The organism is Sinorhizobium sp. CCBAU 05631, assembly GCF_002288505.1.
Lineage (GTDB): Bacteria > Pseudomonadota > Alphaproteobacteria > Rhizobiales > Rhizobiaceae > Sinorhizobium > Sinorhizobium fredii_C.
Map to the genome: position 1 here is coordinate 630,637 of NZ_CP023065.1, position 25,909 is coordinate 656,545.

Genomic DNA, 25,909 nt, shown 5'->3' on the forward strand with positions numbered 1-25,909 from the left:
TTGTTGGCCGGAGGTGTTGATGCCGTGGAGAAAAGTGTTCGGTGATGAAGGAACGTCTTCGTTTTCGCAGAAGCGTTCAATGCCAGCAGCGGCGTGACTACGCCGCCTTGCGCAGCTTGACAGGAGCGCGCTGACCAACAAGTGCGCCGGCAAGAGCTGCATCGTCGTCAGAATGCGGCCAAGGCTCCCTAACATCATGCGGCGGCCTACCGATCTGGGCCGACCGCCTCCTTGCCGTCGCCTTGCGCCATACTCAAAACGGGATCAACGGTGGGAGTCCTCCCGCAACAGGGTCATGTGGTGCGGGCTGTTGCGTCCCGCCGAAATTGCGCTGGGCGCCATGGCCGCAGGACAGCCGCTCAAGCCGCTTGCGCATTTCGCTGATTGTGAGCAGCCATTTCACGCGATTGTGAGCGCTCATTTCATTTGATCGTGAGCAGGTATTTCAGGCGATCATGAGCGGCCGCTTCGACCGACGTGTTCATTGATTCAGGTGTTTGAGTCTGCGTCAAGAGCTGAGCGTTGAGCGTTCTGTTTTCGCATGCTTTCTCCGGTGAGTTGAAGACGGTGAGCATTGTGAACGAGGCGGTCAAGAATCGCGTCGCCGAGGGTGGGATCGCCGATAACGTCGTGCCAGTGTTCCACGGGGATTTGGCTCGTGACGATGGTCGATGCGCGACCATGGCGATCGTCGAGGATCTCCAGGAGGTCGCGGCGCTCGGCCGCGGTGAGAACCGACAGGCCCCAGTCGTCGAGGATGAGGATCTGCACGCGCCCAAGCGTCTTGAGCAGGCGCCCGTAGCGTCCGTCGCCCCGCGCGAGGGCGAGCGCCTCGAAGAGCCGCGGGACGCGATGGTAAAGGACCGAACGATTGTCGCGGCAGGCTTTGTGGCCGAGAGCGCAGGCCAGCCAACTCTTGCCAAGGCCGGTTGCGCCGGTGATGAGCAAGTTCTCGTGGCGGTCGATCCAGTCGCCGGCGACGAGCCGGGCGAAGACGGCGCGGTCGATGCCGCGCGGCGTGCGCAGATCGACATCTTCCACGCAGGCGCTTTGGCGCAGCGCGGCGAACTTCAGCCGCGTCGTGAGCCGTTTGGTGTCGCGCTCGGCGGCTTCGCGATCGACAAGAAGCCCGATGCGCTCCTCGAACGACAGGGCATCGAGATCCGGCGATCGTCGCTGCTCCTCGAAGGCTTTGGCCATTCCGGTCAGGCCGAGTGCGATCAGCTGTTCATGAGTGGGGTGGGTGAGCATTGAGACCTCCATGGTTCAGTGGAAATAGCCCTGACCGCGGATGTTGCCGTGGCGCAGAGGTTGGTGATCGGGCGCCTCGTCGAGGAAAGCGCGATCGAGGCCGTTCTTGAGGATCGAACGGATCGAGGCGACGGAGCGCGCCTTGATGAGGATGCCGCGTTGGCAGGCCGCATCGACACGTGCATTGCCGTAGCTCTTGGTCAGCGACAGAATGCCGAGACAGGTGCGAAAGCCCTGTTCGGGATGCGGCCGGTCCGCGATGACAGCCTGGAAGAAGGCGGCGGTGGAAGGACCAATCTTCTCGCCGGCGGCGATCAATCCTCCCGGCGTCCACTTGCCGTAGCGGCGATGCGCGCTCGGCATGTGATCGGCGACTGTCGTATGGCCGCGCCGGTTGGGTGCACGGGCGTGGCTGGCGATCCGCTGGCCCTTGTGGAAGATCTCGACCGTCTTGTCGGCGATCCGCACATCGACGAGCTCGCGAATGAGGCGGTAGGGCGTGGAATACCAATGCCCGTCGATCTCGACGTGATAGTCGGGTGCCACGCGGCAACGCTTCCAGCGTGCAAAGACGTATGGCTGGTCCGGCAGTTCTCCCAGCTTCGGCCTGTCGATCTCGGCGAAGAGTTCGGCTCGGCTGGAGCCGAAACCGCGCATCTGGCGGGCGTTGAGTTCGGCGACGAGCACGCGGATGGCAGCGTTCAGCTCTGCCAGGGAGAAGAAGCGCTGATTGCGCAGACGCGCCAGGACCCAGCGCTGGGCAATTTGCACCGCAACTTCAACTTTTGCCTTATCCTTCGGGCGTCTCGGCCTCGCCGCGAGTACCGCGGTGCCGTAGTGGCTCGCCATCTCGGCATAGGTCCGGTTGAGACCGGGGTCGTAGCGATCGGGGTTGGTGACGGCGGCCTTGAGATTATCGCAGATCACGAACTTCGGGACGCCGCCAGAAAGGTGAAAAGGTTGGTGTGAACGCCAATCCAATCGGGCAGGCTCTCGCTCGGGCACGCCTCGGCGTAGGTATAGTTCGAGGCGCCCATCGCTGCGACGAACAGCTTCATGGCGTGCGCTTCGCCGGTGATGGGGTCGAAGATGTCGATGGTGTCGCCAGCGAAATCGACAAACACTTTCTCGCCGCCCAGGTGCGTCTGGCGCATCGTCGGGCGCGTCCGCCCTTTCCAGGCCTCGAAGGTCGTGCAGAACCAGGTATAGCCAAAGCCGTCGGGATTGGCGGCGCGATACTCTTCCCACAGCAGCACCCGCGTCACGCCGCGGCGGCGCAATTCCTTCTCCACATAGCTCCAATCGGGTATCGGTCGCCGGGGGCTTTGCGATGCCGCCTTCGGCGCCGGGAAGAGGAGCAGCTCAAGGCCTTCGTCATCCATCCCTTCGGGCAGCGGCCAGCTCAGCCCGGCAAGACGGGCGCGCCGTAGATAACCATGCACGACGCCATTGCTCACCCCGAGCGTGCGCGCGATGACACGCTCGGTCAGGCCTTGGACATGTCTTAGACGTAAAACTTCTCTGATCCGGCGCATCGACAATCTCTGGGTTGGCATCAGGCTTCCTCGTTGCATTGACGAGGCATCCTGTAGCCTGGTTGAGATGTCGGCCGAAGCGTCCACAACCTTCGAGAAGGCTGCTCATGATCGTCTGAAATCGCTGCTCACGATCCCGCGAAATCCGTGCTCACGATGCGGTGAAATCCGTGCTCACGATCGCCTGAAATACGCAAGCCGCTCCCCAAATTCTATCGGTCCAAGGCGGCATGAGCCCTCAGTCGGTCCTGAAGTGCCTGCCCATCGGCGACGAGGTTGTCGAGGTGCAGCGGCTCGTGCGCTGGTCGTGGTCCTTGCGCCAATATGCTAACCAGCGCACGCGTGCCGTCCACCACGAACACGCCGCAATCATAATTGTTCCGCTGCTGGGCCATGCGGGGTGACTTCAGGGGGGCGCCCGGCGATCCACGGCGTCGAAGATTTGGCTTAACGGAATACGGTCTCGATGCGTACCTTCCTGGTGATCACGCCCGGCAATTCGAAAGCACTACATCGACCGGCAGGCCCACCAGGACCACGGCACGCGCCCGGCCGCACCAGATCGAGGAGCCCCTCGAAGCCATTCAAGCGAGCGCTGATTCGCGCACCTTCCGATCGGCTCAACGATTAAGACGCCGGTGGCGGAGGCCTCATCACTCCAAACTGCTCGGCACAATCCGAATCCTGTCCGGTGTCCGATCCGAATGGCGTCCGGTTTCAATCGGATTCCGTGCTAACGCCGAGTCGCCAGCCAATCCTCTAGGCTTTATTGCGGATATAGCAGCGGAGCCGGAAAATCGAGCACATTGTTCGTATAGCTTTCGACCACGGCACTAAAAGGCGTGCCATCTTGCAACTTTAGCACCGCATGATGTTCGAGAAGGAATGGCGGTGGAATCAAGGGCCCTGAGCTCGACACTGGTAATTCGGCTGACATGTCCCAGCCTTCCGGAAGAGGGGACCAAAGCAGTCTGGCCGTTAGGTTGGTTCGGGTGAAGTTCAAGGATCGAACGGCTCGACCAAACGAGATATCAGTCGTATTCAGCACCTCGTTCATCTCGGCTGTCAATCTTGCGGGTACATACCAGTTGTCTGCTTCCGAAAGGATGCGATCACCGCATGCTAGGCGGACATGGCGATAGACGATCGGCTCGTTAGGCCCGACGTGCAGCAATTTACGAATATGAACGTTAGCTGGCTTGTCGTGTCCCTGTACATGTTTTGCTACGATCTTCGAACCGGGTGGTGCAAGTCTATGCGCTTCACACCAGCGATCGAGCGTGAGCGTCGCACTGGCATTGCTGAGGAGATTCGCGTTTAGAGTCTGAAGAACCGCAAGGGCTTCCACTCGTGACAAGGGGGTTCCCGGCCACTGCTGCTGGGAGGACAGGTCTTCCGCCGTCAAAGGCCGCACGCTGACGATGGCGGCCATGACGGTGAAGGTGACGAGCCGATTGAACGTGGAAAATGAAAAAACCATGGAAATGAAACTCCTTTACTGCAGACTTACGAACTTCGTGGCGTTTTTTTCTGAGCTTTTGCAGGCAAGCCAGCCGTCCGTCGCGCAAAGCAGCGACATGCGCGATTGCGCCGCCTGCGGCCGCGCGCTTCGGGTCGATCTCGATGATCGGAATTCCCGCGCATCACATCCGTGGCCGACAAAAGGGCAAATTCGCGGTGGTTCGGCGGATCGTCATAGACCGATGGCCTGAAAGTGAGTTCAACAATCAGACCACCTCTAACAGCGGCTCGCAATAGACATTCGCCCTTGCCTCCAGTTGAAGTCAACTCTCTATACCGGCGTTCGGAAGTTGCCAAAACGGTTGTGTGGATAGCAAAGATCCACTGCGTAGATGAATGCGTTTCAAAGTCGGGTATCGTTGACTGACGTACGGTTCCGGCGAAACGGTGTCTTTTAACGGATCATCAGCGGGACGAAAGTCCAGCGGTTATCGAGAGTACATCCGGAGGCGACGGAAGCGACGCGGACATTGCACGGAGTCGGCGATCTTTTGCACCTGTCACTCTGGATTTTCCAGGGAACAGAGGGCGACGTGACCCGCCTTCAGGGTCTGCATAGAGACCGTTTACAATTGGGGACGCGCCCGACGGGCCTGCGTCTCCCTCTCCGGCAGTAATGGTCTATTAGAAACGGTAGGTCACGCCTGCGCCGATCAACCACGGATCGATTTTTGCCTTGCCGCTCAGGGGGCCGAGAACGTCATGATCAGCCTTCCATTCGGTTTCGAGGAAGATTTTCTTCACATCGAAGTTCACGCCCCAATGCTCGTCGACCATGTAGTCGAAACCGGCCTGCAGCGCAGCGCCCACATGATTGTCGACCTCGAGGTCATGGAACCCCGCCTTTTCGCTCTGGTTGTAGAACAGCGAGTAGTTGATCCCCGCGCCGAGATAGGGCTTGAAGGCGCCGAAGTCGGTGAAATGGTACTGCAGCGTAAGCGTCGGTGGCAGCAGCCAGGCCTTCCCGACCGGAACCCCGACCGCGCCAACTTCCTTGATGTTGGCATAGGTCGTGCCAAGGATAAGTTCAGCGGCGATGTTGTCGGTGAAGAAGTAGCTGATGTCAAGTTCCGGGATCAACGAGTCCGAATAGGAAAGGTCCGAGCCAGGCACGCCGTTGATTGAGCCACTGTCCTCAGTGATGACGCCCAGACCGCGCACGCGGATCTGCCAGGGACTTAGCCCGGCCGCTACACCCTCTGTCGCCGGGGCAACAGGCGGTGATGTCAGCTCCGCCGCGGCTGCCCCGCATGCGAAGAAAGCCGCACCCAGTGCCGCGGTACATCTCAGATACCGTGCATCATTCCTGCTCATCTGAGCTCTCCTTGAACCAGCATAAGTTGGATCGGAACCAATCGTTGCAAGGCGAACGGTAGACTGTGCGCAGCGGCGGCATATTGATCGAGATCAACCGTAGTCAGAAAGAAACGCTTTATCGCGCGGAGCGGGCAATGTGTCGCACGGAGGCTTTCGGCTGGAAGCTGAGATTTGGCTCACGTTGAAGTACAGACAGGCTGGACGAAGCTGGCCTCAAGGACCGCGCTTCCCGGCCGCCTTCAACGCCCGACGCCTGATGCCGCCGCCCGATCAAGGAGTCGCGCCGTCACGCACTTTGCAAGGCAGTGGCCGGGCCATCAGTTGGAAATACGTGTAACGGCCAATCAACCACCACTGCCGCCTGGCCTATTTCTAAAATCTTTCCCGACGAGACGCGGCGGGCACTGAAATGTCGCAACTGCGACACGCTTGTCGCCTCCGGATGGCTCTAAGACAGAGGCTATTACAGGAATGCGGCCATCCGCCACCTTCCACAAATCGCTCATGTCGGTGACCTTGTCCGTGGCAGCCTGCCAGACCCACAAGCTCGGCATTTACAAGCTCGGCTGCCGTGCGCTTCTGGGCGAGGCCTTCGGTGCACAGCATACTCGCCTACTATGCAGTACATCCGGCCGCTCTCACCTATCGCCCCGCCGACGCCTCCTTCGCGGAAGGCGTCATGCCGAGCCCTTTGCCATCGGCATGCAACCGGCCGGACAGGCGGGTATCGTGCGGGTCGTAGTCGCCGCAATCCATCGGAGCGATTTGCATCTTGGTGGCGCTAGCGGCCCTTGCCGGCGGCTGGATTTGCACTATCTGCGCGTTGCCGCCAACACGGCGACCCGTTCGCTATTCCTGTGAAGTGCGCGACACAATGTTCGGCCAGGCGCGCGACGCCGCACTTTCCAGCGCAAGCCGTTGAACTGTAGCGGAACTGTTCTTCCGAGCTCCTTCCTGGCAGTTGGCACGTTTCTTGAACATCGCGGATCATCCTCTCGGGAACTGCCAAGCTATCCACCCGAGATCGAACGTCGCAGCCTTCTCCGAGGTGCGGGATCCATGACGGCGGACGCGGATCGACGCTCGTCCACTGGGATGCTGCGTCTGGCTGGAGTCCAAAAATGCGCTGAGCGCTTTTTGTTCAGTGTGAGGAAGACATGGAACTTACGATTGTCGTACTGGTTTTTTTCGGCGCTGTAGCCCTTGCCGCTATTCAGCCTTGCGCAGGTGAAAGGCGTGTCTAGCCTCTTTGGAGCGAAGCTCCAAACTGGGTTCCCGAACGGCACCAACGGCGGATTTGGCTGGTCGTGACAGTCGTGCTGCAGAGATCAACGGCAACGGCCTTGATGGCCGCATCTTTCGTCGAGCGAGAACTGGTCAAGCCGCGCATGGCGAAATTGTGCTGCTCGGCGCCAATACCGGGACCGCGGTCACTGCCTGGATTGTCGCGACCGGCAGTCGAATGGCTGTCGCCGTTGGTGATCCTCGCCGCAATCGTTCTTTATCGCCGCGTCGAGGTTCGCAGAAAGGGAGAAACAATGGTAGGAGCGACATTTGGAGCGCTTGTGCGATGGTCGCGCCTACAGCCTTCAGACGAGTTCGCTGCATCTCGACATGCTGCGCGATCTTATGCGCATCAACGCTCACATCGTCTCCTTCGAACACCCACTCGACGGGATGCTAATCGGAATCGGGCTGAGTGATGCCGGCTGACAGTACGAACCGTACCGCTTTAGCCAAGCTGATGAAGGTAACTGACCTGCTTTTGAAGGGTAAGGTCATGGCTCAATACGCCGCTGCCTGTGTGAGGCCGAATCCGGGAGCAGAGAACGATGTTCAGGTTCTGCTCATCACCAGCCGAGACAGTCGCCGCTGGGTCATTCCCAAAGGCTGGAGTATGCCCAGGAAAAAGCCCCACGAGATTGCCCGACAAGAAGCCTGGGAAGAAGCCGGAGTTCGGGGCCAGGTGAAAAAGAAACCTCTCGGATACTACACCTATGTCAAAAAACTGAAGGGATCAGGAATAGCGCCCGCTCTCGTCCAAGTTCACTTGCTAAATGTCTCGGAGCTCAAACGAGACTATCCGGAGAGGGGGCAACGCGAACGTCATTGGTTCTCGCCAGAGGAAGCAGCCGGCGCAGTAGACGAACCGGAACTCAAGTCGCTTCTTCGAGGGATCCGGAAGTTTTCCAAATAGGCGATGAAGGGCGCGCCCGCAGGATGTGCGTACCGTTAGAGAGCACCAAACAATGCCCGATTTTTGTTGATAACCTTCGTCGCTCGCTTCGTCTCATGACCGGCGGGCGTGCCTTGTAGGTGCAGCGTGGCACTTGCATCTGCTGCGGTAGATTGCCGACATTGCCGTCGCTCGGATCATTTGGCGCGCCTCTCTGCGGTCTCTAAGACCTCTGGCCGACCATGACGGCACAATGATCCAGTGAGACTTCATATTGGCACTTCTATCGAGGTCGTTCGGCGGAGGCGAGCACATGGCCGGCGCACCGCCCTGCTAACCAGTTGCTGGCCCTAGGCGGTCGCCACGCGTCGATCGGGGCGAACTGTTTGAAGTAAACCCATCGCTCTCAACGGATAGACAGTCGGTTTGCCAGCTGCGTCGTAGAGAAGATCCCGCTCGCACCTTGACAATAGTCACAAACGTGAGCCAGCACGCGAAAGTCGGCTGGCATCAAGGCTTGACTCGGGTGGGATCGAGCTGAAGCACCTCCATCCGCATGAGCAAAAGATAGGGGACTCCCGGGTCACTCCCCGCCGGAGGTGGATCAAATCCTGACGCGGTGGCTTGCGGTGTCGCCTTCGCCGGATCGCTCGGCGTAACAGCATTTTTCAGCGCCCGAACAAGAACTGCATCGAACCGGGACCGCCAATTGCGATGATGTGCCATGGCGTTCCTCCTTGCGCCAGCTCTTCGCATATCAACCTCGTACTTTTAACCTTCATTTGATCTGGCGCAATTCCCGCCACTTTTTCGATTCGAGATGCGTTCTTTCGACATGCGCCCGCTATTTGGCCCCGTCGGCTCGAAGCTGTGATTTTGGCCAAGTTGAAGAACGATTGGTGAACGTCAGGGTTTGGCCTGAGCTTTGAGCAGCATGGCAACGTTGTCAGCGGTGAATTTGAAGCCCCTGTGATCGGGAATACGCTCGACGGATATAGGGTATTTCGGCCGCCGCGGATCAATGCCGGTGATCCGGAAACGTTCGCCGCCAGCGATAAACTCGCGTTCGAAGTCAGCAGCCTCCAGACCGTACTGTTCGGCCAACACGGCGAACATCTCCTTATCCAGATTGAGGGGCTTGCCATCTGGCGCGGGAATGCTGATGCGGAATGCAGGTTCGAACGAGAAGCCAGGCTCCAGGCCGCGCCACCCGGCGCTTTCGATGACCAGGCCGTGATCTGAAGCGATCTGCCTGCAAGCCTCAAGCATGCGGGCCTGGATTTGCTCGCAGGTGGCGGATGTCCAACGGGTGATGCGGTTGGCCTTGCTCATTCGAAAACACCTTTGCGCACCTGATAGACCGTGCCGCGCGATATGCCGAGATCGCGAGCGATCTTGCTGGGGCCTTGGCCCTGTTGCAGCCGAAGCAGGATTTCTGCGCGATTGATCTTCGGGGGCGGCCCTTGTAGATGCCACGCTTCCTGGCGGCGGCGATGCCCTCTGCTTGCCGCTCGCGCCGCAGGTTGGTTTCGAATTCGGCAAAAACACCCAGCATGTCGAAGAACGCCTTTCCAGCGGCTGTGGAGGTATCGACAGGCTGCTCAGTGGCCACCAGATGTGCGCCTTTGGCCTTGAGCCGGTCGACGATCACCTGAAGATCGCGTCTGGCCAGCCGGTCGATACGGGTGATGACAAAGGTTTCGCCGGCATGGATGAAGTCGAGAATGGTCATCAGTTGCGGCCGACCTTCGAGCGATGCACCGCTTTTCTGCTCCTCGCGGATGACCTCGCAGCCAGCGTTTCTCAGCGCGGCGATTTGCGCCGCAAGGTTCTGGTCTGTTGTAAATGTCCGGGCATATCCGATACGAGCCATGTCCTATACCATGCAAACTGTTCAATTTGCGTGTGCCATCGCGTCGATTTGTTCGATATCTCAGTCGGGACCCAAAATAAATAGGAATCCACAGCCTCGAACTGTTCATTGGCGAAGTTCACGATGGGTATACGCAAAATACTCACCACGGAGATCCACCGCCTGCGTCCAGTGTGGTCATAACGATATCTTTCATAAGCGGGATGTCCTGTAGAGGATGCTTGTGCATCACGGCGAAGGCTGCGGCTGCCAGTGCTTTTGACATTCGCTCCTTCTTAGCCGATTTGAGAATGATCGCGGTTTTCAGAAATTGCCTCGCCCAAATGTCTCGCCGGCCTTCGAAAAAGGCCCAGATCCTTTTTTCAACAGTCCGCACTGAGCGAGATCCCTGGATGATGCCGCGTGTTTCTCCTGTGTCTTCAAACCAGCTGTCGGTGAACGGGACGAGCGCATCCAGTGCGGACGCATTGCGGAGCATCCGATTCAGCTCTGCCGCTGTCGCATTCTGGATTTCCTTTTGCGGATCGACGTGTTCCAGCAAAGCCTGCAGATCCCTTTCCTGGGGCCGCAATTGGCTCAGGCTGCAAGCCTCCATGACGTCAATGAAGCCTGGCGCTGGTGGGTGGCCGTTTTTCATCCCATCCGCCAGAGCCGCCTCCAGCAGCAGTTCGGCAGTCATTCGATCTATTTTGACGCTGTTTGCTTCCTGGCGGGCATAAGAGACGATGTTGGTTGCTTCGCTCTTTGAACGGCAACGAATGACAAAGGCATGCTTGATGCCGTATCCGGTCTTTAACAGGATCATCGCGACAAATGTCCGGGCTTGCAGTTTTCCGACAATCGTCAGGCCTTGTGCTCCAACACCGTCAGCGGTGGTCGCCATGATGTCGCTGACGATCGGCTCCGCTCTGTTTTGATTGGAAGCATCTGCAAGACCTTGTCGCCGAGCCAGCTTGCCGATGTCATCGATAGCCGCCCGGGCGGCACTCGTCGGCAACCAGCCACGAATAATCGGCAAATAGGATGCAGTTTCAGGCTGCAGCTCCCCGCGCATGAGCCTTTCTCGTAGGCCGTCAGCCACGGCCTCCCGGGTCAATGCTGTACCAGACACCAGCCAATAGAGCGCGCAGCGTTCCAAAAAGGGATTATCGAGGCTCATAAGATGATGAATAAACCCAGCTTTGGCCTCCTCCGGCATTCCTGCCGTCATCTCATCCAGGCCACTGAAGAACTCATACGCGCCGCCGCCTTCAGCCTCAACTTCTGCCGCTAAAACGGCAAGCACGCCATCAAGATCCGGCATCGCAACGTCGACGGTGGCACTTTCCCCCTCCGGATCGAGCATCAGTATATCTGGCACGGGCAGACCGGCGCGGCGATACAGGCCAGCGATTTTCAAACGGTGAAGCGGTTCGAAAGCGTCGGCGGCAATGCGAGCTCTGATCGCCTTCTCCGCATTTTCCAGGAAGGCCTTTCCATATGGGCTGTCATTCTCGATGCCCATTCGGGCCTCATCCAGCAGCAACCCGAACAAGGTTGCCGCGTCCGGATGATCGTCCATGGACTGCATAACCTCAGCAACAATGGCGTCGCAGGCCATGCCATCGGCCAAGAGATCATGCTTTGCTCTCTCGAAGCAGAATTGGAACTGTGCCGACGACAACCCGTGCTGGTAGAGAACATTCAGGCATGCTTCAGCAATCTTGACCATTATCGTCTCCAAAAATTATGCGGCCAGCCGATCAAAGTCGATCCGACTATTCAAGTCGAGATCGAAACGGCCATAAGGATTGACCTGACTGTAGATGAGCGGCGTGAGGCCGCGATAGTCTTCCGGTGCCATCCGGCCGGCCCATTTCGGTTCCACCAGCACGGTCTGAAGCATGCGTGTGTTCACGTAGACCAGTGAAGCTTGCAGCAGGTGCAAAGCCAGGGCGGAGAATTCCTGTTCATCGACGCGGTTGGTGGCAATCTCGCCGCCCTTGCCGAAGAACACAAAGCCATTGGCGCTGTTCCAGTTCTCGACGACATTCAGCCCCTCGTGGATTTCTCGACGGAACGATTCCTGGCGAAGATAGCGGCACAGGAATATCGTCTTGACCGCGCGGCCGAGCTCGCTCAACGCTTTGTAGGTGGGATGCATCACCTCGGCGCGGACAAACCGCCGCAGGATGGCCTCCGGGTCCGCCGTTCTGGTCTGCATGGCGGCGGTGTATTTAACCATCTCGTCATATTGCTGCTCGATCTTTTCCCAGCTGATCACGCTGGAAAGGATCGGCAGGAGGTTCGGTAGCCGCGTCCGCATGCCTGCATCCGGAAGCGCGAGCTTCTGCCGGGCGATTGCCTTCAGGCGTGGGGCGAGCTCAAAGCCGAGAAGTCGGCAAAAGGCGAAGCCGACGGCGCTTTGGCCGTGGCTATCGACGTACTGACGCTGGACTTCCATGTCGGTGCAATGGCGCAGCACGCCGTCGATCACCGCGGCAACCTCCGAGGACGAGCATCGCTTGAGCTGCGAATAGACGCAGGTTGCCCGCCGTTCGACATGCCAATAGATTATCACGCCCCGGCCTCCGTACCGGGCATGCCATTCCGTCATCAGATTGCGGTCCCACGCGCCGAACTTCGTCGAATCGGAGGCGCATGCCGTCCCCGCATCACCCCAGACGACCGCATTGCGGATCGACAGTGTCGCGTTTGCTACCCGTGCGCAGGCCTCCCTCAGCGCCGGCGCATGGATAAAGCGGCGGTGAACACGCAGCAATTCGTCATAGCTGACATCAAGCGTCGCGCCGGCAACCCGCTTGAGACCTGCATTCGTCCCGAGACCATAGAGGCACAACAGCAACCGCCGATCCAGCGCCTCGCGCGACAGTGCAACCCGCGATGCCGAGGTTTCGAAGGCGTCCAGCAAGCCGGTATCGAGGGCCGCTTCCTTCAGCACATCGAGCAGCCCTGTCATCGGCCAGCGCTGACCGATCTCGCCCTTGATCGCTTCCAGCCCCTTCGGCTCCGGCAGAGGCTTGAACGGTGTGATCGATATGCGGTTTTCGCCGCGCCACAGCAGCCGGACCTTGCCGTTTCGTGGGATCGTTTCGTTCAGAAGCCGCAGTTCGTGTTCCAGCTCCGCCCGAATGCCAGCTGTGAAGGCGCGTGCGTCCGGGGTCAGATTGAGGCCGGAATAATAGGCGTCACGCCGGACTTCGAAACCCCAGGGAAGATCATCGTCGGGATTACGGTAACGATCAGCACCAACGACCCAGATCTCCTTGGAGCGGATGCAGTCGCGCAATTGCGTGAGCACACAAAGCTCATAGGTGATCCGGTTGACCCGACCCTTCCCGACGATCGGGAAAATAACATCGCAGACCCGCCCCGCCGGTTCGTCGATCGAGGCGATGGCGATGTCGACCAGCAACTGTTCCTTGCCGTAAACGCGTTCGATATCCTTCGCGATCTCACCGACCACCTTGCGTTTCGAGCGCGATCCGATCTTGTGGATCGTCTCGATCAGCAGATCGACCATGGCGTCCGTGAGCTGCGCTTGTCGTGACGAAAGATAGATCGCGTAGAGGCCGATCTGTTTGGCCGGAGCGTGGCGCCGCATCTCCCAGGCCTTTTCGCCGGCAACACGGCGAACGATCTGTTCCACCCATGCCTTCCCCGTCGTCGCCAGGATATCCTGCGGCAGATCAAGCCTCTGGATGAGGGCGAGCTTTGCCGTCATGCCAAGGATGAGTTGGTTACGCGTCGCTCGATCGTCGTGATCAATCTCGATGTCCCCGTCAGGCAGCAATGCTCTGCCTGTAGCGCGACCGGAAAGACTCATCTGTTCCTCGATAGCGAGCCGCAAATTTTGAATGAGATGAGAGCGATCCGCCACCTGAGATGCTTGCGGCGCACCTTCACGAGCAGCTTGCGCGTAAAGCCCGCATCGATCTCGGCTTACCACCTCAATAGACGGGTGCTGCTTCAACCATCGTGCAACGCTTACCACGCTTCGGCCCTCGAGAATGTCCAAGACCTTTCGGCGTTCAAGATCGACAATGATCGTGCCGTAGCGCCAAGATTTCCTCCAACTCCAGTCATCGATACCGACGATCCGTGCCGGGGGTTCGTCGTCGACCCGTGCAGCATTGCGCTTCAAGTGCCGAAGGATGGTGTCGTCACTGATCGACATCCCAAGCCGCCTCATCAAGCGCTCTCCGGGCCGCCCGCCTGTACTGTGACCGAGCAGGCCGACTATTTCGGCGACCCTCGTTGTCCTGCGGGCGGGCGGGAGGCAATCGCTGGGGCCTGGTCAGTGAACGTTTGTCGTCCGCACGGCCGATATGTGCAGCGCCAGCGGCGCAACTGGAGCTTCACCGTCACGGCACTGCCTTGGATAGGCAGGTCCTGAAGATTGCGGTACGACCAGCCGTGTCGACTTCTGCTCTGATGTCGGCAGTCTGGGCATATGCCAGACGTTGGCCCGCACGCAGACACAACCCAATCACCTTGTTCGCTGGATATGACGCTCTGCACTTTAATGCCCGGACCGGGCGACCATTTCGATTTCGTTCGCATGCCAGCCCATAGCGGCGTCACTGCTAACGATTCAGCGCCCCACATCGGACCGGGTCGGCGCAAAGGTCCTTGCTCCTATCGCATCCCGGTCACTCGTAACTTCGCCATCACTATTGCTCTGAGCCATTTGCTTCCGGGTTTCCCCACAAGAAGGCGTATTCGATGGCATCAGACTGCCCTTGTGCCTGCATGAATCTCGAACCTTTGAGAAGCGCCTCCTTCAGCTCGGCGGTCGATTAAGTTGACGATGCCCTCTGGCGTGATAGAAAGGGATCAGGATCGATCCGTTTCCAACTAACAAACCTGTTCAACCGGTCCCGCTCCGCGCGTCCATCCCTCTTACCAAGAATGATGAACCCGTGGTGCTCGAAGACGCGCGGCCCCTCCTTCGGCTCTTCGTTAGGCATGGTGTTGCAGTGTTTGCCCATGAACGCACTTACCGCGATTGGGACCGTCGATAGGTTATCTATTCATTACCATCACGCCTGTATGGATTTGCTTCACTGTCAGTCCGGTAGTCATCAAGGTTGCTGCCCAGAAATAAGCGTTCGGTCTCTCGTGTTGGCGTTCTGCCCAGCGAGCACATCAGATCCACATCCGCATCGATGTTGTCCTGGTCCTCGACATTCATTCCGAGCCCAATACTGCTCAGTACATCGTCGGGCGTCCAGACCGAGGACTTCGGAACGGTGTAGGTGTGCAGTGTGCTCGCATTGTTGGCGATCGCTCTCGCCCAGTGGTCGCGCGAAACAACCAGCTTCGAAGGATCCTCAACCAACGACACGAAAGGAGACGCTGTTGTCTTGCCGCGCATATGCCATCCGGCTTGGCGCGCTCGATCCATAGGATATCGTTCCAGAGGATCTCCATGGGAGAAATGATCCCGCGCCGTGCTACGAACATGCGATATTGCGCTCGTGTCGTTTTCGATGCGTGGATTGCAATCGCTGTCCTGGTTCTGAAAGCGCCGCAGTATCACATATGACGACCCTGCCACGTCGTCGAAAATACGGCCCCGATCGATACTGCCGTCGCCAACTGCGGTCGCTGGTGACCACCGCCCTGATTGCCGGTAGGCAAGCTCGATCTCGTTTCTAAGCACATCAAGAGGGGCACCCGTCAGCTTTGCGGCAAGCTGGGCGCGCGCTCTCACAAATGATTCGGCCGGATAGCAGCCAGGTTCTGGGGCCACCTCGTTCGGCGCATTCGAGAAGTTGGCAGTCCCGGGATCTGCCGCAAGGGAGACAGAATCCGGCGTTGGGTGAATCAAATGTAAGTCAGCTAGCTGCTGCTCAAAGCTTGCTTGATTCGGAGGGTGCGCCGGTGAGCTGGTCTGCGCGCTCAGCTTGTCTGGCCGTCGGTCCGCCGGGTCCGGCCGCGGCAGGAGATCGTGAACGCCAACCTGAGATTCTGCGGCATTTCGTGGATCAATGTTCATTTTCCCTCCGAGTACGGCTGTTGTTGGCGAACATTTATGCAAGTGCAGCTTTCGAGATCCTTACGGAAGAGGAAAGAAGCCAATAATTCACTTGCGGGGTGCCGGATGTCGTTTGGCGACGGCGGCGACCTTGTAAGGTCTTCGTGCCATCAGCGAGACGATCCAAGAGGGAAGCGTCACTCCTCTGCGAGCTTGCTTCAGGATAGATGTCGCGCCGACGATCAGCAGCGTTCGCAACTGTTTGTTCCCGCGTTTCGATATACGGCCCAGCCGCTCCTTGCCGCCGCTCGAGTGCGTTTTCGGGGTAATTCCGATCCAGGCGGCTAGATCACGTCCGATTGGGAAGGCTGCTGGATCCTGGATCGACGCTCGAACTGTCGCGGCGATGATGGGGCCGACGCCCGGGATACTGGTAAGCCGCCTAGCGGTGTTATCTGCTTTCACTGCCGTGACTATCTTCGCGTCAAGGCGCCTCGATGCGAGCCGACAGCATCTCAATTTGCGCGGCCATCTCGAGAAGTGCAGCCCGAGCCGCCGATGGGAGACGGGTGTCATCATCGTCTCGCAGAATGACGATGAGCTTGGCGATGCTCGTCATGCCCGTCGCAGCAATGATGCCCAATTCGGCCATATGAGCTCTCATGGCGTTCGCCGTCTGGCTTCGCTGGCGGACGAACAACTCGCGGGTCTTCAAAACCATGCCTGCGGCTTGCTCGGCGGGCGTCTTAATTGGCACGAACCGCATTGTGGGACGCGTTACCGCCTCACAGATCGCTTCGGCGTCGGCAGTGTCGGTTTTGTTCCGCTTGACATACGCCTTCACGTAGGCCGGCGGTATCATCCTGACTGTATGCCCGAACTGACTGATGGCGTTCGCCCAGTGGTGAGCGCTCGCGCAGGCTTCGAGCCCGACGAGGCACGGCTCAAGGCTGCGGAAGAACTCTAACATCTGCGACCGCCGCAAGGCTCGGCGGACAACGACGTGGCCGTCTTCGGCAACGCCGTGAACTTGAAAGATCGATTTAGCCAGGTCGAGACCGAGTGTGGTGATCTTCTCCATGGAACGGTTCCTTCTGTTTCGTGGCGATTGGCATCACCACAATAGGCACCTTCGATGCCGTTTCGGAGGGCCGTTCCACACCATCAATTTGTGTGGTCGTGCAGTTGGTTGAGGGGGCAGCATGCGAGCTCTAAGGAGTTCTGGGCCTGCTCTGCCATACATTGCACGCTTGATCGTCTTCAGGCGATTGATCTGGCCTTCCGCCTGGCCGTTGCTCCACGGCAGTTCGATTGCGTTGTGGACGGCGTCAATGTCACGACGCAAAACTCGGGCGAACCGCGCGATCGCGACGAGACCCGAGTTGACCGCTTCGTCAATCCAGATGCCGAGCCTGCTTGAATCACCGCTGCGAAAGAGTCCGCGGAAGCGCATGCCAAGACTACGCATCAAAGCGAAATCCGGCGATACCCGCTTCAAGGCATCGACCTTTCTCGCCTGACTGGCCGTCAGCGCAGCACGCGGTTTCACGCAAAGTGCGGCGGCGACTACGGGCGAGATCAGATGGCCCGTCTCCGGATCCCGTATAGGAACGGCATCGCGGGCGAACTGATGGTCATTGACTGAGGCAAGCGCAGCGCTGTCCTGATCCACCTTCTCGGCGCGTCTCCACTTTGCGAGCAGCCGTTCAAGATTCGAGAAACTGCCAGTGTAGCCGCGCGCCTGGATATCGTGGAAGAGATGCCGCCCGCAGCGGTTTCCATCTGTCCAGCACTCGGCCAGAAACGCCTCGAAGTATAAAGGTGACGTAGGTTTCAACGCGGCCCTGCGTCGGGCCGGCGGCGCGTCGAAGGTCAGCCATTTGGCGATGCTGCGGCGGCCGTACCGGTGCGACGAGCAATCTCGGAACAGGGCAGCCCTTCCTTGCGTAAGGCATGAACAGCATCGAACACCACCTGTCTCGATTGTCGATGAGCGTGACGTGCGCGGCGCCGGTGCGTTGTGTCGGCGTACGGCTCGTTATCCTTATCGGGCCGCAGTGCCCGCCCTGTCGCGCGCCCGGAAAGGCTCATCTGCTCCTCGATTGCGATCCGAAGGTTTTGCAGGAGATGAAACCGATCCGCGACTTGGCGCGCTTGCGGTGCGCCCTCACGAGCAGCTTGCGCATAGAGACCGCACCGGTCTCGGTTGACGATCTCGACAGAAGGGTGCCGCTTCAGCCATTGAGCCGTACTTGCTACGCTTCGGTCCTGCAAAATGTCGAGGACTTCACGGCGCTCCAGATCGACGATCATCGTGCCGTAGCGCCATGATCGCCGCCAGCTCCAGTCATCAATCCCGATAATCCGGGAAGAGATTGGCCTGTTGCCTGCGGCATGGCGTTTGAGGTGCCGCAGGATCGTGTCGTCGCTGACCGGCAGACCCAGCCGCCTCATCAGACGTTCTGCAGGACGCCTGCCGGCGCTGTGTCCGAGCAGACCGACAATCTCCGCGACCCTCCTTGTCCGGCGCTCATAAGGGGAAGCAACCGCTGACAGCCGATCGGTGAATGTTTGTCGTTCACATTTTTGATATGCGCATCGCCAACGGCTCAGCCGAAGCTTCACCGTCACGGTCCTGCCCTGAACCGGCAGATCCTGAAGGCTGCGTGTAAGCCAGCCATGCCGATTTCGGCTCCGCCGTCCACAATCGGGGCAAACGCCAAAGGCTGGTCCTGCAGCGGAAACAACCCAGCTGTCATCATCGGTGAGTGCAACACCCAGAACTTTGACCCCTGGGCCGGGCGACCATTTCGTTTTCGTTCGCATGCCCGCCCATAGCGGCATCGTCGCTAACGGCGAATGAACCACACAAATTGAGGAAGACCCTAATTAAATGCCAAGCGACACTTGTTGGCGCTTGGCAAGACGATTCTACTGACTACCCACTTCATGGAAGAGGCGGACCGATTATGTGACCGCTTGTTATCGAGCACGGACGGAAGATCGTGGAAGGCCGCCCTCACGCGCTGATCGACGAGCAGATCGGGTGCGACGTGATTGAGATCTACGGCGGCAATCCGCGGGAGCTGACTTCAGTTGTCGGACCATATGCTCAGCGTGTCGAAGTGAGCGGTGAGACGCTGTTTTGCTATCCAGAACAGGTGCGCTTGCAATTGCGCGGGCGAACCGGTCTACGCCTATTGCAGCGTCCACCGAATCTCGAAGATGTGTTCTTGCGGCTGACCGGGCGCGAAATGAAGGACTGAGCGATGTGGAAACGTTACGCGGCGGTCCTACCCGCCAATCCTTGGAATTGGATTGCAGTGTGGCGCCGTAATTAATTATATGGCATGGAAGAAAGCCGCGATCGCTTCAATTCTTGGTAACCTCGCCGAGCCCGTGACTTCGCTGTTTGGCCTCGGCTTCGGCCTGGGTGCGATGGTGGGTCGCGTCGACGGCATTCCATATGTCGCGTTCTTGGCGGCTGGCATGGTTGCAACAAGCGCAATGATCTCCGCGACGTTCGAGACTATTCACGCGACCTTCGCTCGCATGCACGCAAAACGAACTTGGGAATCAGCCCTGCCTATTGCCTCACCCAGGAATGTTACTGAAGTTGGGGGCATTGAGATGGCCCGTATCTCCTCCCGCCGCGGCGGGAGGAGATACGGGCGCGCGCTTCATCCAGTCGCCATCGAGTATGATCTGCCCGGCTATTTCCATGCGCCAAGCCTTGACGGCCATTTGCACCGTCCGCAGCGCTTTCTTGGTGAAGCGTGACGGATCGGCGCTCACAAGGCGCTGGAGCACCGCGGCTGCCGAGAGCGCCGGATCTGCCTCAAGCCACGCTCGAATCTGGGGCTCGAATGGCTCCAGCATGCTCGGCCTTTTCGGGTAAGGCTTGGTCCGCCGATAGGGCCGCCGATGTGTCGGCCGTTTCTCTCCAGCCTGCCAGGCTGTCTTCAAGCTCACGGTGAATCGCGGCAGATCGATGGCGAGCGGTTCTTCGGTCCCGGCATTCAAGCCACGGCGATCGACCCGCTTTCCGAGCTCCTCCTGTGCGGCACGAATTCCGGCAAACAGCATCACCGGATCTTCCCTTTCCAACATCGCCTGCAGCCGCTCCTTATCGGCCTCGGCCACACCGGAATGGGCAACCACCCGCGCGATAGGCGGCACGGGCGGATGGTAGCGTTTGACGACGCGGGCGCCGATCCGTGTCTTCTCTCGCAGCTTGAACGAAGGCTGGAACAGATTGCCGTACAGACGCACCACGTCGTAGAGACGCCCAAGGACAACCGTCGCCTCCGCGCCGACGAGCCTTCCGTAACCGACCAGCCGTCGCACGATCGCGCCGTTCTTCTGCTCGACCCAAGCCTGATCGTTCTTTCGATACGCTCGCGAACGGGTCACCTCCAATCCCTGACTTCGGCACCAGCAGACCACACGTTCGTTCATGAAGGCGCTATCGTTGTCGAAGTCCACGCCCTGCAGCGGGAATGGAAACAGCGAGCGGGCCTGATTGAGGGCAGCGATAACGAGACCGCTTTCGCGCGTGCGGACTGGCACGCACTCGGTCCAGCCCGTAGCGATATCGGTCAGCACCATCGTCTGAACGAAACTACCGGACGAAGAGGTCCCCGAATGAGCCACGAAGTCGACCTCGACATAACCGGGCAGCGGATCGTTCCAGTCCCCGAAGGTGCGCACCGGGACCGACCGGCGAACAGCAGAACTCATTCCAGCGCGCCGACGCTGGCCACCACACGTATCTCTGACAGCAACCGGTCCATCGTCGCCGCACTGACGGTCAGTAGCTTATCGCGAAGCTCGGTACTCAGATCGAGCCGGCCGTGACGCTCAAGAGCTGGCAGCAAAATCGGGATCAGCGGCTTCAGACGTTTCGAGCAGAGGCGATCGGATGCTTCCCACAGAGCCACCAGCGCTTCCCGAACCTCGGGACCATACCTGACAGCATATTGCCGAGCGCAAGGCGGCTCGGTCTCACTAGGGCGGAGCACTCGGATCGCATGCTTGCGGTGATATCCGGTAACTGCGACGAACTCATCTAGGATCCTTTGCTTGTCCGCCCGACAGCTCGATCGATATCGTTCGATGATCGCCTCGACCAGTTCCGTCCGTGTCGCCATGCTGATCCGCCGTGCCATCCATCCCCCGAGCCGGGACAGCGAACCATGGCCATCCCATCGGGAGCATCAACACTATCGGTAACATTTTGCTTGAGGCAATGCGCCCTGTGCACCCAACTCACGCTCGCGGACATCGTCCTCGGTGAACTGGCGTGGGCAGCCAGCAAGGCGTTATTGGCCGGGACAGCAATGATGCTCGTTGCAGCCACAATGGGCTTTGCATCGTGGCCATCCGTTCTCTTTGCCTTGCCAGTGATCGCACTCACGGGGTTCGCCTTTGCAAGCCTGGCGATGATCGTCACAGCGCTTGCGCCCGGTTACGATTATTTCATATTTTACCAGACGCTCTTCCTCACACCCATGCTGTTTTTGTCAGGAGCGGTCTTCCCAGTCAGCCAACTGCCCGACACTTTTCAGAAGCTATCGCATCTGCTGCCGCTGTCACATTCAATCGAGCTCATTCGTCCAGCGATGCTAGATCGCCCAGGCGGAGGCGTCGCCCTGCACATCAGCGCGCTTTGTATATTTGCAGTGATGCCATTCTTCTTATCTGTGGGACTGCTTCGGCGGCGTTTAATGTCCTGACCTACGGCAGCAAGAGCACTGCTTGAGCTTAGCAAACGACTAAATTCAGTCGGAGCACAGGGCCTACCTTTTACAAGTGACGAGAGATTGGAGAGTAACATGCTGTGTCTAGGACTGAGTGGCGGTCTAAGCAGGATTTACGAAAACTCGCTCGATCTGCCGAATACATTTATGCACGACGGTGCAGCGGTTCTCGTCCGAGACGGCCGAGTGATAGCTGCTGTCGAAGAGGAGCGACTTAACAGCATCAAACATTCCAACAAGCTGCTGCATTTGACAGCATATCCTTGAGGCTCCAGCGAAGCGTGGCACGAGCACTCAATGTCTCACCAGCGGTCAGCACCCGCATCTGCAATCAATATTGAGGTGTAATTTCATGGAAGTAGGACGGTATCTTAAAGAAGGCCTGCTAATCTCTCTTCAGCAACGCCTTCGCGAATTTGCGGAGGGCATAGGAAAGCCAACGTCTTCCTTGAAGGTCCATCGACAGATCGTTTCGCTCCTTGAAAAGCCTGACCCCGTGATTCTGGACATCGGTTGCAATGATGGAAGCGATGCGCGACGCTTTCTCCAGCTTCGTCCGAAGGCCCAGCTTTTCTGCTTTGAGCCAGACCCCCGAGCCGCTGCTCGCTGTAGGGAAAACATGGGGCCTTTGGACAGGATGAGGCTATTTGAAGTCGCGATCAGTGATCGAAACGGCAGAATCGATTTCCACCCCAGTAATGGAGATGCAAAGGAATGGGATCTGTCAGGCTCAATACGCCAGCCCAAGAATCACCTTTCCGAATATCAGTGGGTCCGGTTTGACGGACCCATCTCAGTTGAGACTCGGAGACTGGACGATTGGTGCAGTGAGGCTGGCTTGGAGAGTATCGACCTGATCTGGATGGATGTGCAGGGGGCCGAGTCCGACGTCATCGCTGGCGGCAAAGAGACTCTAAACGATCGTGTCCCATCAAGTGGTGTAGGTCCTGAGGTGTAGGCGGCCATCAGTGTTTTCCATTTAGGGTCGGGTTGTTCAAGACCAACCTGATGGAAAGATCACCGATGACCAATGACATGATGAACGTGCGTTCGCTCGTTGAGAAGAGCGCCGATGCCGATTTATTGCGCGAGATGATCGGCTTTGCAGCCGAGCGACTGATGGAACTGGAGGTAGGTTCAGCCACCGGTGCTGACTTCGGCGAGAAGAACCCGATGCGTCTCGCTCAACGCAATGGCTATCGTGATAGGGATTGGGAGACTCGGGCCGGAACGGTCGAGCTCCGCATTCCAAAGCTACGCAAGGGCAGCTACTTTCCGAGCTTCCTCGAACCCCGTCGGATGGCCGAGAAGGCTCTGACCGCCGTTATCCAGGAGGCTTATATCCAGGGCATCTCGACGCGCTCGGTCGATGATCTCGTCAAAGCGATGGGCATGAGCGGCATCTCCAAGAGCCAGGTGAGCCGCCTGTGCGAAGAGATCGATGTCAAGGTGAAGGCGTTCCTCGACAGGCCGATTGAAGGTGACTGGCCATACGTCTGGGTCGACGCGACTTACCTCAAAGTCCGGCGTGGTGGTCGCATCGTCTCTGTTGCCGTCATCATCGCGGTCGGCGTCAACAGCGACGGGCGGCGTGAGGTTCTGGGTATGGAAGTCGGCACGTCCGAAGCCGAGCCGATCTGGACGGAATTCCTGCGCAGGCTGACACGCCGAGGATTGCGTGGCGTCAAGCTTGTCGTGTCCGATGCGCATGAAGGTCTCAAGGTCGCCGTCACCAAGGTTCTCAATGCCACCTGGCAAAGGTGCCGGGTTCACTTCATGAGGAACGTGCTGGCACATGCTGGAAAGAGCGGCAGGCGGGTCGTATCCGCCTTCATCGCAACGGCCTTTGCCCAGGAGACCCCGGAGGCAGCAAGCGCTCAATGGCGCAGTGTCGCCGATCAGATCAGACCGAAAGTGCCGAAGCTCGCCACCATCATGGACGACGCTGAAGAGGACGTGCTGGCCTACATGACCTTCCCGAAGGAGCATCGGGCAAAGCTGCACTCAACGAATCCGATTGAACGTCTCAACGGCGAAATCAAGCGCCGCACCGAGGTGGTCGGCATCTTTCCGAACGACGAAGCGATCGTCCGTCTCGTTGGCGCACTGCTGCTCGAACAGAATGATGAATGGGCCGTCCAACGCGCCAGATACCTGACACTTGAGACCATGGTGCAAATGAGCGATGATCCCCAGATCAGTCTGCCCGCTGTGGCACGCTGATATTCCTCCGGCCCTACGTTGGAAAGCACGGCCATCAGCCGCGACCTACACCACTTCCAGGGACACGATCCTCTAAACAATACGCGCTTCATCTACACTGAATATAGTGACCAGGAGCTGTATGAAGGTCAACTGCCCCTGCGCGCAATTCTTGACCTACTGCCTTCGTTCGAATTGGTGGCTCAGTTTCCACGCGGAGTGGAGGGTGACGTTTTGCTCAGAAACACGAGGCTTTAGCACCAGTCGGCTTGTTCTGCCCGACCGGGCAGTCCGCTGGCGCAATGCTGGATTAGCACTGTTGCATGGATCAGAGTTTGGACGAGGCAACCCTATCCACCGCATTTTTCATGCAACGCGCTCGAACTTGGGCCGGCCAAGTTCTGTCATCCTGTTAAGAACACGGACGCCAATCTTCGCTTCAGTCTTCTGATTGTCAAAATGTCGTGCTTTGAGTTTGGGCCCGATCACAGCCTTCCATCGACCCATCTGGGTCTCAGCGCGACTGCGCTTGTTGTAGCCGGCGGATTTCTGCCATGCCATCCGCCCTTTGGTCTGGATTTCTGCAATATGGCGATCGCGGACAGATGGAACCAGCACCGATTGAGGGCTGGCAACGGCAGTCTTGGGAGGTGGGATAATGACCTCCACGATCTCACCAAAGCGTGTCGCCAGAAGATCTCGGGTTGGCGTTCCATCATAGGCGCCGTCGGCAATGAACTTCTCGACGGGGCCACCGATCCGGTCCAGAAGTCCTGGTAACGCTGTCGGATCGCCGACATCATCCACGGTCAGATCGGAACAAACAATCTCACCACTGACAAGATTGAGACCAAGGTGCAGTTTGCGCCATCTTTTGCGTTTGGCCTTGGTTTGTGCTTGTTTTCCAGCCACTCGCCCTCGCCGAAGACCTTCAAGCCGGTGCTGGCGACAACCAGATGGACCGGACCTGATGTTGTGGCTCGGGACTTTGTCGACGGCAACGCCAGCCCTTTGCTCCGGCGAGACAGGGTGGAGAAGTCAGGCACGGCAATATCGAACCCCATCAGCGCCGCGACACTGCGCATCAAGCCTTGGGTCTGGCGTAGCGCCAGCCCGTAGACGACGCGCAGGGTCAAGCACAACGTAATCGCCAGATCCGAGTATTTCGGCTGACCACCCCGCGATGTCCGCCTCCGCGCCGTCCATAAAGACAGGGCCTCATCCTTCACCCAGATGGTCAAATCACCACGTTGACGCAGGCTTTCATTATATGCCGGCCTTCGTCACTTGATATTTCTGCTTGGCAATCTTGTCCCGCCGATCGGCATTGAACTTGTGCGGCATCGTCGAAATCCGGATCAGGAGACTGAAAACTTGAGACTGAAAACCACCGCTCAATATCAGTTGCCGGGTGATCCACGCAACAACGCCACGACGATCGGCCTTGTGTTTGTACGGCATGGCACTCGGATCAAGCTGAATTCCATCCTGCCTGCCTATCGCCAAACCGTTGACAAAGGATCCATCCACCAACGCTCTCCCTTTGTAGGCCAGTATGTCTTCAACCATACGACAGCTCAGAGGGAAAGCGGAAATACAGCCACACCGCTTCGGCGATGATTTCGCTGGAAAGCGATTGCGGTGATAGAGCCGTTCACGAACGTTGGTCATGACGCATTATCGGTGATTGAGATGACTGGCAAGTTAAGGTTACACTGCCCATTGGACGTTTTCACGCGGGTATTTCCGGGCGCTTGAGCTATCAGGCGGCCTTGAGATCCCTGAGTGACTTGTCGAAGACGTCCTTGGCCAATTTGGAAATATCGGTAACCGCCTTGGTAGTGAGCGCCCGAAAATCCTTGGCCTGCTCGACTCCCATTTCGACGCGCTTGCCTAGGAATTTGGTCTGCAGCTCAATGATCTCGGACAGCGACTTCGCACCGGACAGCGCTTCGAGATGCGAAAAATCGACTTCGACATTGGCGCGCAGCGCGGCGATCGTCGTCAGCGACAGCTCATTGCCGACCGACCTGGCGGTTTCGAAGGTCGACTTGAGCACTTTCTGGGTCTCTTCGACGCCGAACTGGAATTTGGCAAGCGCTTCTTGCGATTGTTCGATGCCCTTTTCGGCGACCGCGCGGAACTGATCGGCGGCCTTGCTGGGGTCGATTGCTTGGAATTCCACGGTCTCAGCGGGTTGGTTGGGCTTGTCTGCGGGCTTGGACATTTCCGGATCCTTCTGGTTACGATGGTTTGTTGCCTACGAATGCTATGCATATGCCGTGCCAAAGGAGA

14 protein-coding genes and 13 pseudogenes are annotated in these 25,909 nt (G+C 58.6%); 11 read left to right on the plus strand and 16 right to left on the minus strand.

The window, feature by feature from the left end:
• Positions 1–489 precede the first annotated feature (489 nt).
• The 3 genes and pseudogenes from istB to SS05631_RS29680 all read right to left on the minus strand — a co-directional run bounded on the left by istB (position 490) and on the right by SS05631_RS29680 (position 4,266).
• Positions 490–1,251, minus strand: coding sequence for an IS21-like element helper ATPase IstB (gene istB, locus SS05631_RS29665; RefSeq protein ID WP_037427675.1), 762 nt, complete (start codon positions 1,249–1,251; stop codon positions 490–492).
• A gap of 15 nt (positions 1,252–1,266) precedes the next feature.
• A pseudogene (gene istA / locus SS05631_RS29670) lies at positions 1,267–2,807 on the minus strand (IS21 family transposase).
• A gap of 745 nt (positions 2,808–3,552) precedes the next feature.
• The gene (locus SS05631_RS29680; protein WP_010875281.1) at positions 3,553–4,266 is read right to left on the minus strand and encodes a hypothetical protein; all 714 of its coding nucleotides are present in this window, start codon (positions 4,264–4,266) and stop codon (positions 3,553–3,555) included.
• On the opposite strand from SS05631_RS29680, the gene SS05631_RS29685 reads away from it, so the two are divergent.
• Positions 4,265–4,498 (plus strand): hypothetical protein, encoded by a 234-nt coding sequence (locus tag SS05631_RS29685; protein ID WP_083854362.1) that lies wholly within the window; start codon positions 4,265–4,267, stop codon positions 4,496–4,498. The two genes, SS05631_RS29680 and SS05631_RS29685, sit on opposite strands and share 2 nt — an antisense overlap.
• A 433-nt stretch (positions 4,499–4,931) precedes the next feature.
• Here the strand turns inward: SS05631_RS29685 and SS05631_RS29690 are convergent, their stop codons facing one another.
• Positions 4,932–5,621, minus strand: a complete 690-nt coding sequence (locus SS05631_RS29690; RefSeq protein ID WP_037427317.1) for an OmpW family protein — start codon at positions 5,619–5,621, stop codon at positions 4,932–4,934.
• A 1,160-nt stretch (positions 5,622–6,781) separates the two neighbouring features.
• On the opposite strand from SS05631_RS29690, the pseudogene SS05631_RS32385 reads away from it, so the two are divergent.
• From SS05631_RS32385 to SS05631_RS29700, 3 genes and pseudogenes are all read left to right on the plus strand, one after another.
• Positions 6,782–7,132: pseudogene (locus SS05631_RS32385) on the plus strand (Na/Pi cotransporter family protein); the annotation flags it as partial.
• Between the two features lie 46 nt (positions 7,133–7,178).
• Positions 7,179–7,337: a hypothetical protein gene (locus SS05631_RS31245; protein ID WP_157213236.1), complete on the plus strand. Its 159-nt coding sequence runs from the start codon at positions 7,179–7,181 to the stop codon at positions 7,335–7,337.
• A gap of 31 nt (positions 7,338–7,368) precedes the next feature.
• Entirely contained in the window at positions 7,369–7,821 is a 453-nt protein-coding gene (locus SS05631_RS29700; protein ID WP_245369179.1) for an NUDIX hydrolase, read from the plus strand.
• Between the two features lie 885 nt (positions 7,822–8,706).
• Here SS05631_RS29700 and SS05631_RS29705 read toward each other — a convergent pair.
• The 8 genes and pseudogenes from SS05631_RS29705 to SS05631_RS29740 form a co-directional block, all read right to left on the minus strand.
• Positions 8,707–9,132 (minus strand): hypothetical protein, encoded by a 426-nt coding sequence (locus SS05631_RS29705; RefSeq protein WP_037427315.1) that lies wholly within the window; start codon positions 9,130–9,132, stop codon positions 8,707–8,709.
• Positions 9,129–9,673 (minus strand): annotated as a pseudogene (locus SS05631_RS29710) (recombinase family protein). Before SS05631_RS29710 ends, SS05631_RS29705 begins: the two are co-directional and overlap by 4 nt.
• Before the next feature lie 142 nt (positions 9,674–9,815).
• Positions 9,816–11,384 (minus strand): hypothetical protein, encoded by a 1,569-nt coding sequence (locus tag SS05631_RS29715; RefSeq protein WP_095678162.1) that lies wholly within the window; start codon positions 11,382–11,384, stop codon positions 9,816–9,818.
• A 15-nt stretch (positions 11,385–11,399) separates the two neighbouring features.
• Positions 11,400–13,466: a Tn3 family transposase gene (locus SS05631_RS29720; protein ID WP_244412453.1), complete on the minus strand. Its 2,067-nt coding sequence runs from the start codon at positions 13,464–13,466 to the stop codon at positions 11,400–11,402.
• Positions 13,461–14,236, minus strand: a pseudogene (locus SS05631_RS29725) (ISL3 family transposase); the annotation flags it as partial. The pseudogene SS05631_RS29725 and the gene SS05631_RS29720, both read right to left, overlap by 6 nt.
• 466 nt (positions 14,237–14,702) lie before the next feature.
• Entirely contained in the window at positions 14,703–15,674 is a 972-nt protein-coding gene (locus tag SS05631_RS29730; RefSeq protein ID WP_015633430.1) for a hypothetical protein, read from the minus strand.
• 87 nt (positions 15,675–15,761) lie between these two features.
• Positions 15,762–16,734: pseudogene (locus tag SS05631_RS29735) on the minus strand (IS110 family transposase).
• A gap of 33 nt (positions 16,735–16,767) precedes the next feature.
• A pseudogene (locus SS05631_RS29740) lies at positions 16,768–18,479 on the minus strand (ISL3 family transposase).
• A 75-nt stretch (positions 18,480–18,554) separates the two neighbouring features.
• Between SS05631_RS29740 and SS05631_RS29745 the strand changes: the two are divergent.
• Both SS05631_RS29745 and nodJ (SS05631_RS29750) read left to right on the plus strand, forming a co-directional pair.
• Positions 18,555–18,919: pseudogene (locus SS05631_RS29745) on the plus strand (nodulation factor ABC transporter ATP-binding protein NodI); the annotation flags it as partial.
• Between the two features lie 3 nt (positions 18,920–18,922).
• Positions 18,923–19,238, plus strand: a pseudogene (gene nodJ, locus SS05631_RS29750) (nodulation protein NodJ); the annotation flags it as partial.
• A gap of 9 nt (positions 19,239–19,247) precedes the next feature.
• Here the strand turns inward: nodJ (SS05631_RS29750) and SS05631_RS29755 are convergent.
• On the minus strand, positions 19,248–20,393 hold the full coding sequence (locus SS05631_RS29755) for a DDE-type integrase/transposase/recombinase (protein ID WP_348628910.1): 1,146 nt from the start codon (positions 20,391–20,393) through the stop codon (positions 19,248–19,250).
• On the minus strand, positions 20,390–20,593 hold the full coding sequence (locus SS05631_RS32695; protein WP_348628911.1) for a hypothetical protein: 204 nt from the start codon (positions 20,591–20,593) through the stop codon (positions 20,390–20,392). Before SS05631_RS32695 ends, SS05631_RS29755 begins: the two co-directional genes overlap by 4 nt.
• 312 nt (positions 20,594–20,905) lie before the next feature.
• On the opposite strand from SS05631_RS32695, the pseudogene nodJ (SS05631_RS29760) reads away from it, so the two are divergent.
• From nodJ (SS05631_RS29760) to SS05631_RS29780, 5 genes and pseudogenes are all read left to right on the plus strand, one after another.
• Positions 20,906–21,388: pseudogene (gene nodJ / locus SS05631_RS29760) on the plus strand (nodulation protein NodJ); the annotation flags it as partial.
• Between the two features lie 99 nt (positions 21,389–21,487).
• A pseudogene (locus SS05631_RS29765) lies at positions 21,488–21,655 on the plus strand (carbamoyltransferase N-terminal domain-containing protein); the annotation flags it as partial.
• Positions 21,656–21,764: 109 nt separating this feature from the next.
• Positions 21,765–22,334: pseudogene (noeI, locus tag SS05631_RS29770) on the plus strand (2-O-methyltransferase NoeI); the annotation flags it as partial.
• Positions 22,335–22,435: 101 nt separating this feature from the next.
• Entirely contained in the window at positions 22,436–23,635 is a 1,200-nt protein-coding gene (locus tag SS05631_RS29775) for an IS256 family transposase (protein WP_037427698.1), read from the plus strand.
• An 81-nt stretch (positions 23,636–23,716) separates the two neighbouring features.
• A pseudogene (locus tag SS05631_RS29780) lies at positions 23,717–23,872 on the plus strand (methyltransferase); the annotation flags it as partial.
• Between the two features lie 108 nt (positions 23,873–23,980).
• On the opposite strand, the pseudogene SS05631_RS29785 reads toward SS05631_RS29780, so the two are convergent.
• Positions 23,981–24,958: pseudogene (locus SS05631_RS29785) on the minus strand (IS5 family transposase).
• A 418-nt stretch (positions 24,959–25,376) separates the two neighbouring features.
• Entirely contained in the window at positions 25,377–25,841 is a 465-nt protein-coding gene (locus SS05631_RS29790; RefSeq protein ID WP_034859947.1) for a phasin, read from the minus strand.
• Positions 25,842–25,909 lie beyond the last annotated feature (68 nt).

Coding starts and splice junctions, on each gene's coding strand:
- SS05631_RS29700 (WP_245369179.1), top strand. CDS start 7,369: ATGAAGGTAACTGACCTGCTTTTGAAGGGTAAGGTCATGGCTCAATAC.
- SS05631_RS29680 (WP_010875281.1), bottom strand. CDS start 4,266: ATGGTTTTTTCATTTTCCACGTTCAATCGGCTCGTCACCTTCACCGTC.
- SS05631_RS29730 (WP_015633430.1), bottom strand. CDS start 15,674: ATGAACATTGATCCACGAAATGCCGCAGAATCTCAGGTTGGCGTTCAC.
- SS05631_RS29755 (WP_348628910.1), bottom strand. CDS start 20,393: ATGAGTTCTGCTGTTCGCCGGTCGGTCCCGGTGCGCACCTTCGGGGAC.
- SS05631_RS29715 (WP_095678162.1), bottom strand. CDS start 11,384: ATGGTCAAGATTGCTGAAGCATGCCTGAATGTTCTCTACCAGCACGGG.
- SS05631_RS29690 (WP_037427317.1), bottom strand. CDS start 5,621: ATGAGCAGGAATGATGCACGGTATCTGAGATGTACCGCGGCACTGGGT.
- SS05631_RS29790 (WP_034859947.1), bottom strand. CDS start 25,841: ATGTCCAAGCCCGCAGACAAGCCCAACCAACCCGCTGAGACCGTGGAA.
- SS05631_RS29775 (WP_037427698.1), top strand. CDS start 22,436: ATGACCAATGACATGATGAACGTGCGTTCGCTCGTTGAGAAGAGCGCC.
- SS05631_RS29705 (WP_037427315.1), bottom strand. CDS start 9,132: ATGAGCAAGGCCAACCGCATCACCCGTTGGACATCCGCCACCTGCGAG.
- istB (WP_037427675.1), bottom strand. CDS start 1,251: ATGCTCACCCACCCCACTCATGAACAGCTGATCGCACTCGGCCTGACC.
- SS05631_RS29685 (WP_083854362.1), top strand. CDS start 4,265: ATGGAAATGAAACTCCTTTACTGCAGACTTACGAACTTCGTGGCGTTT.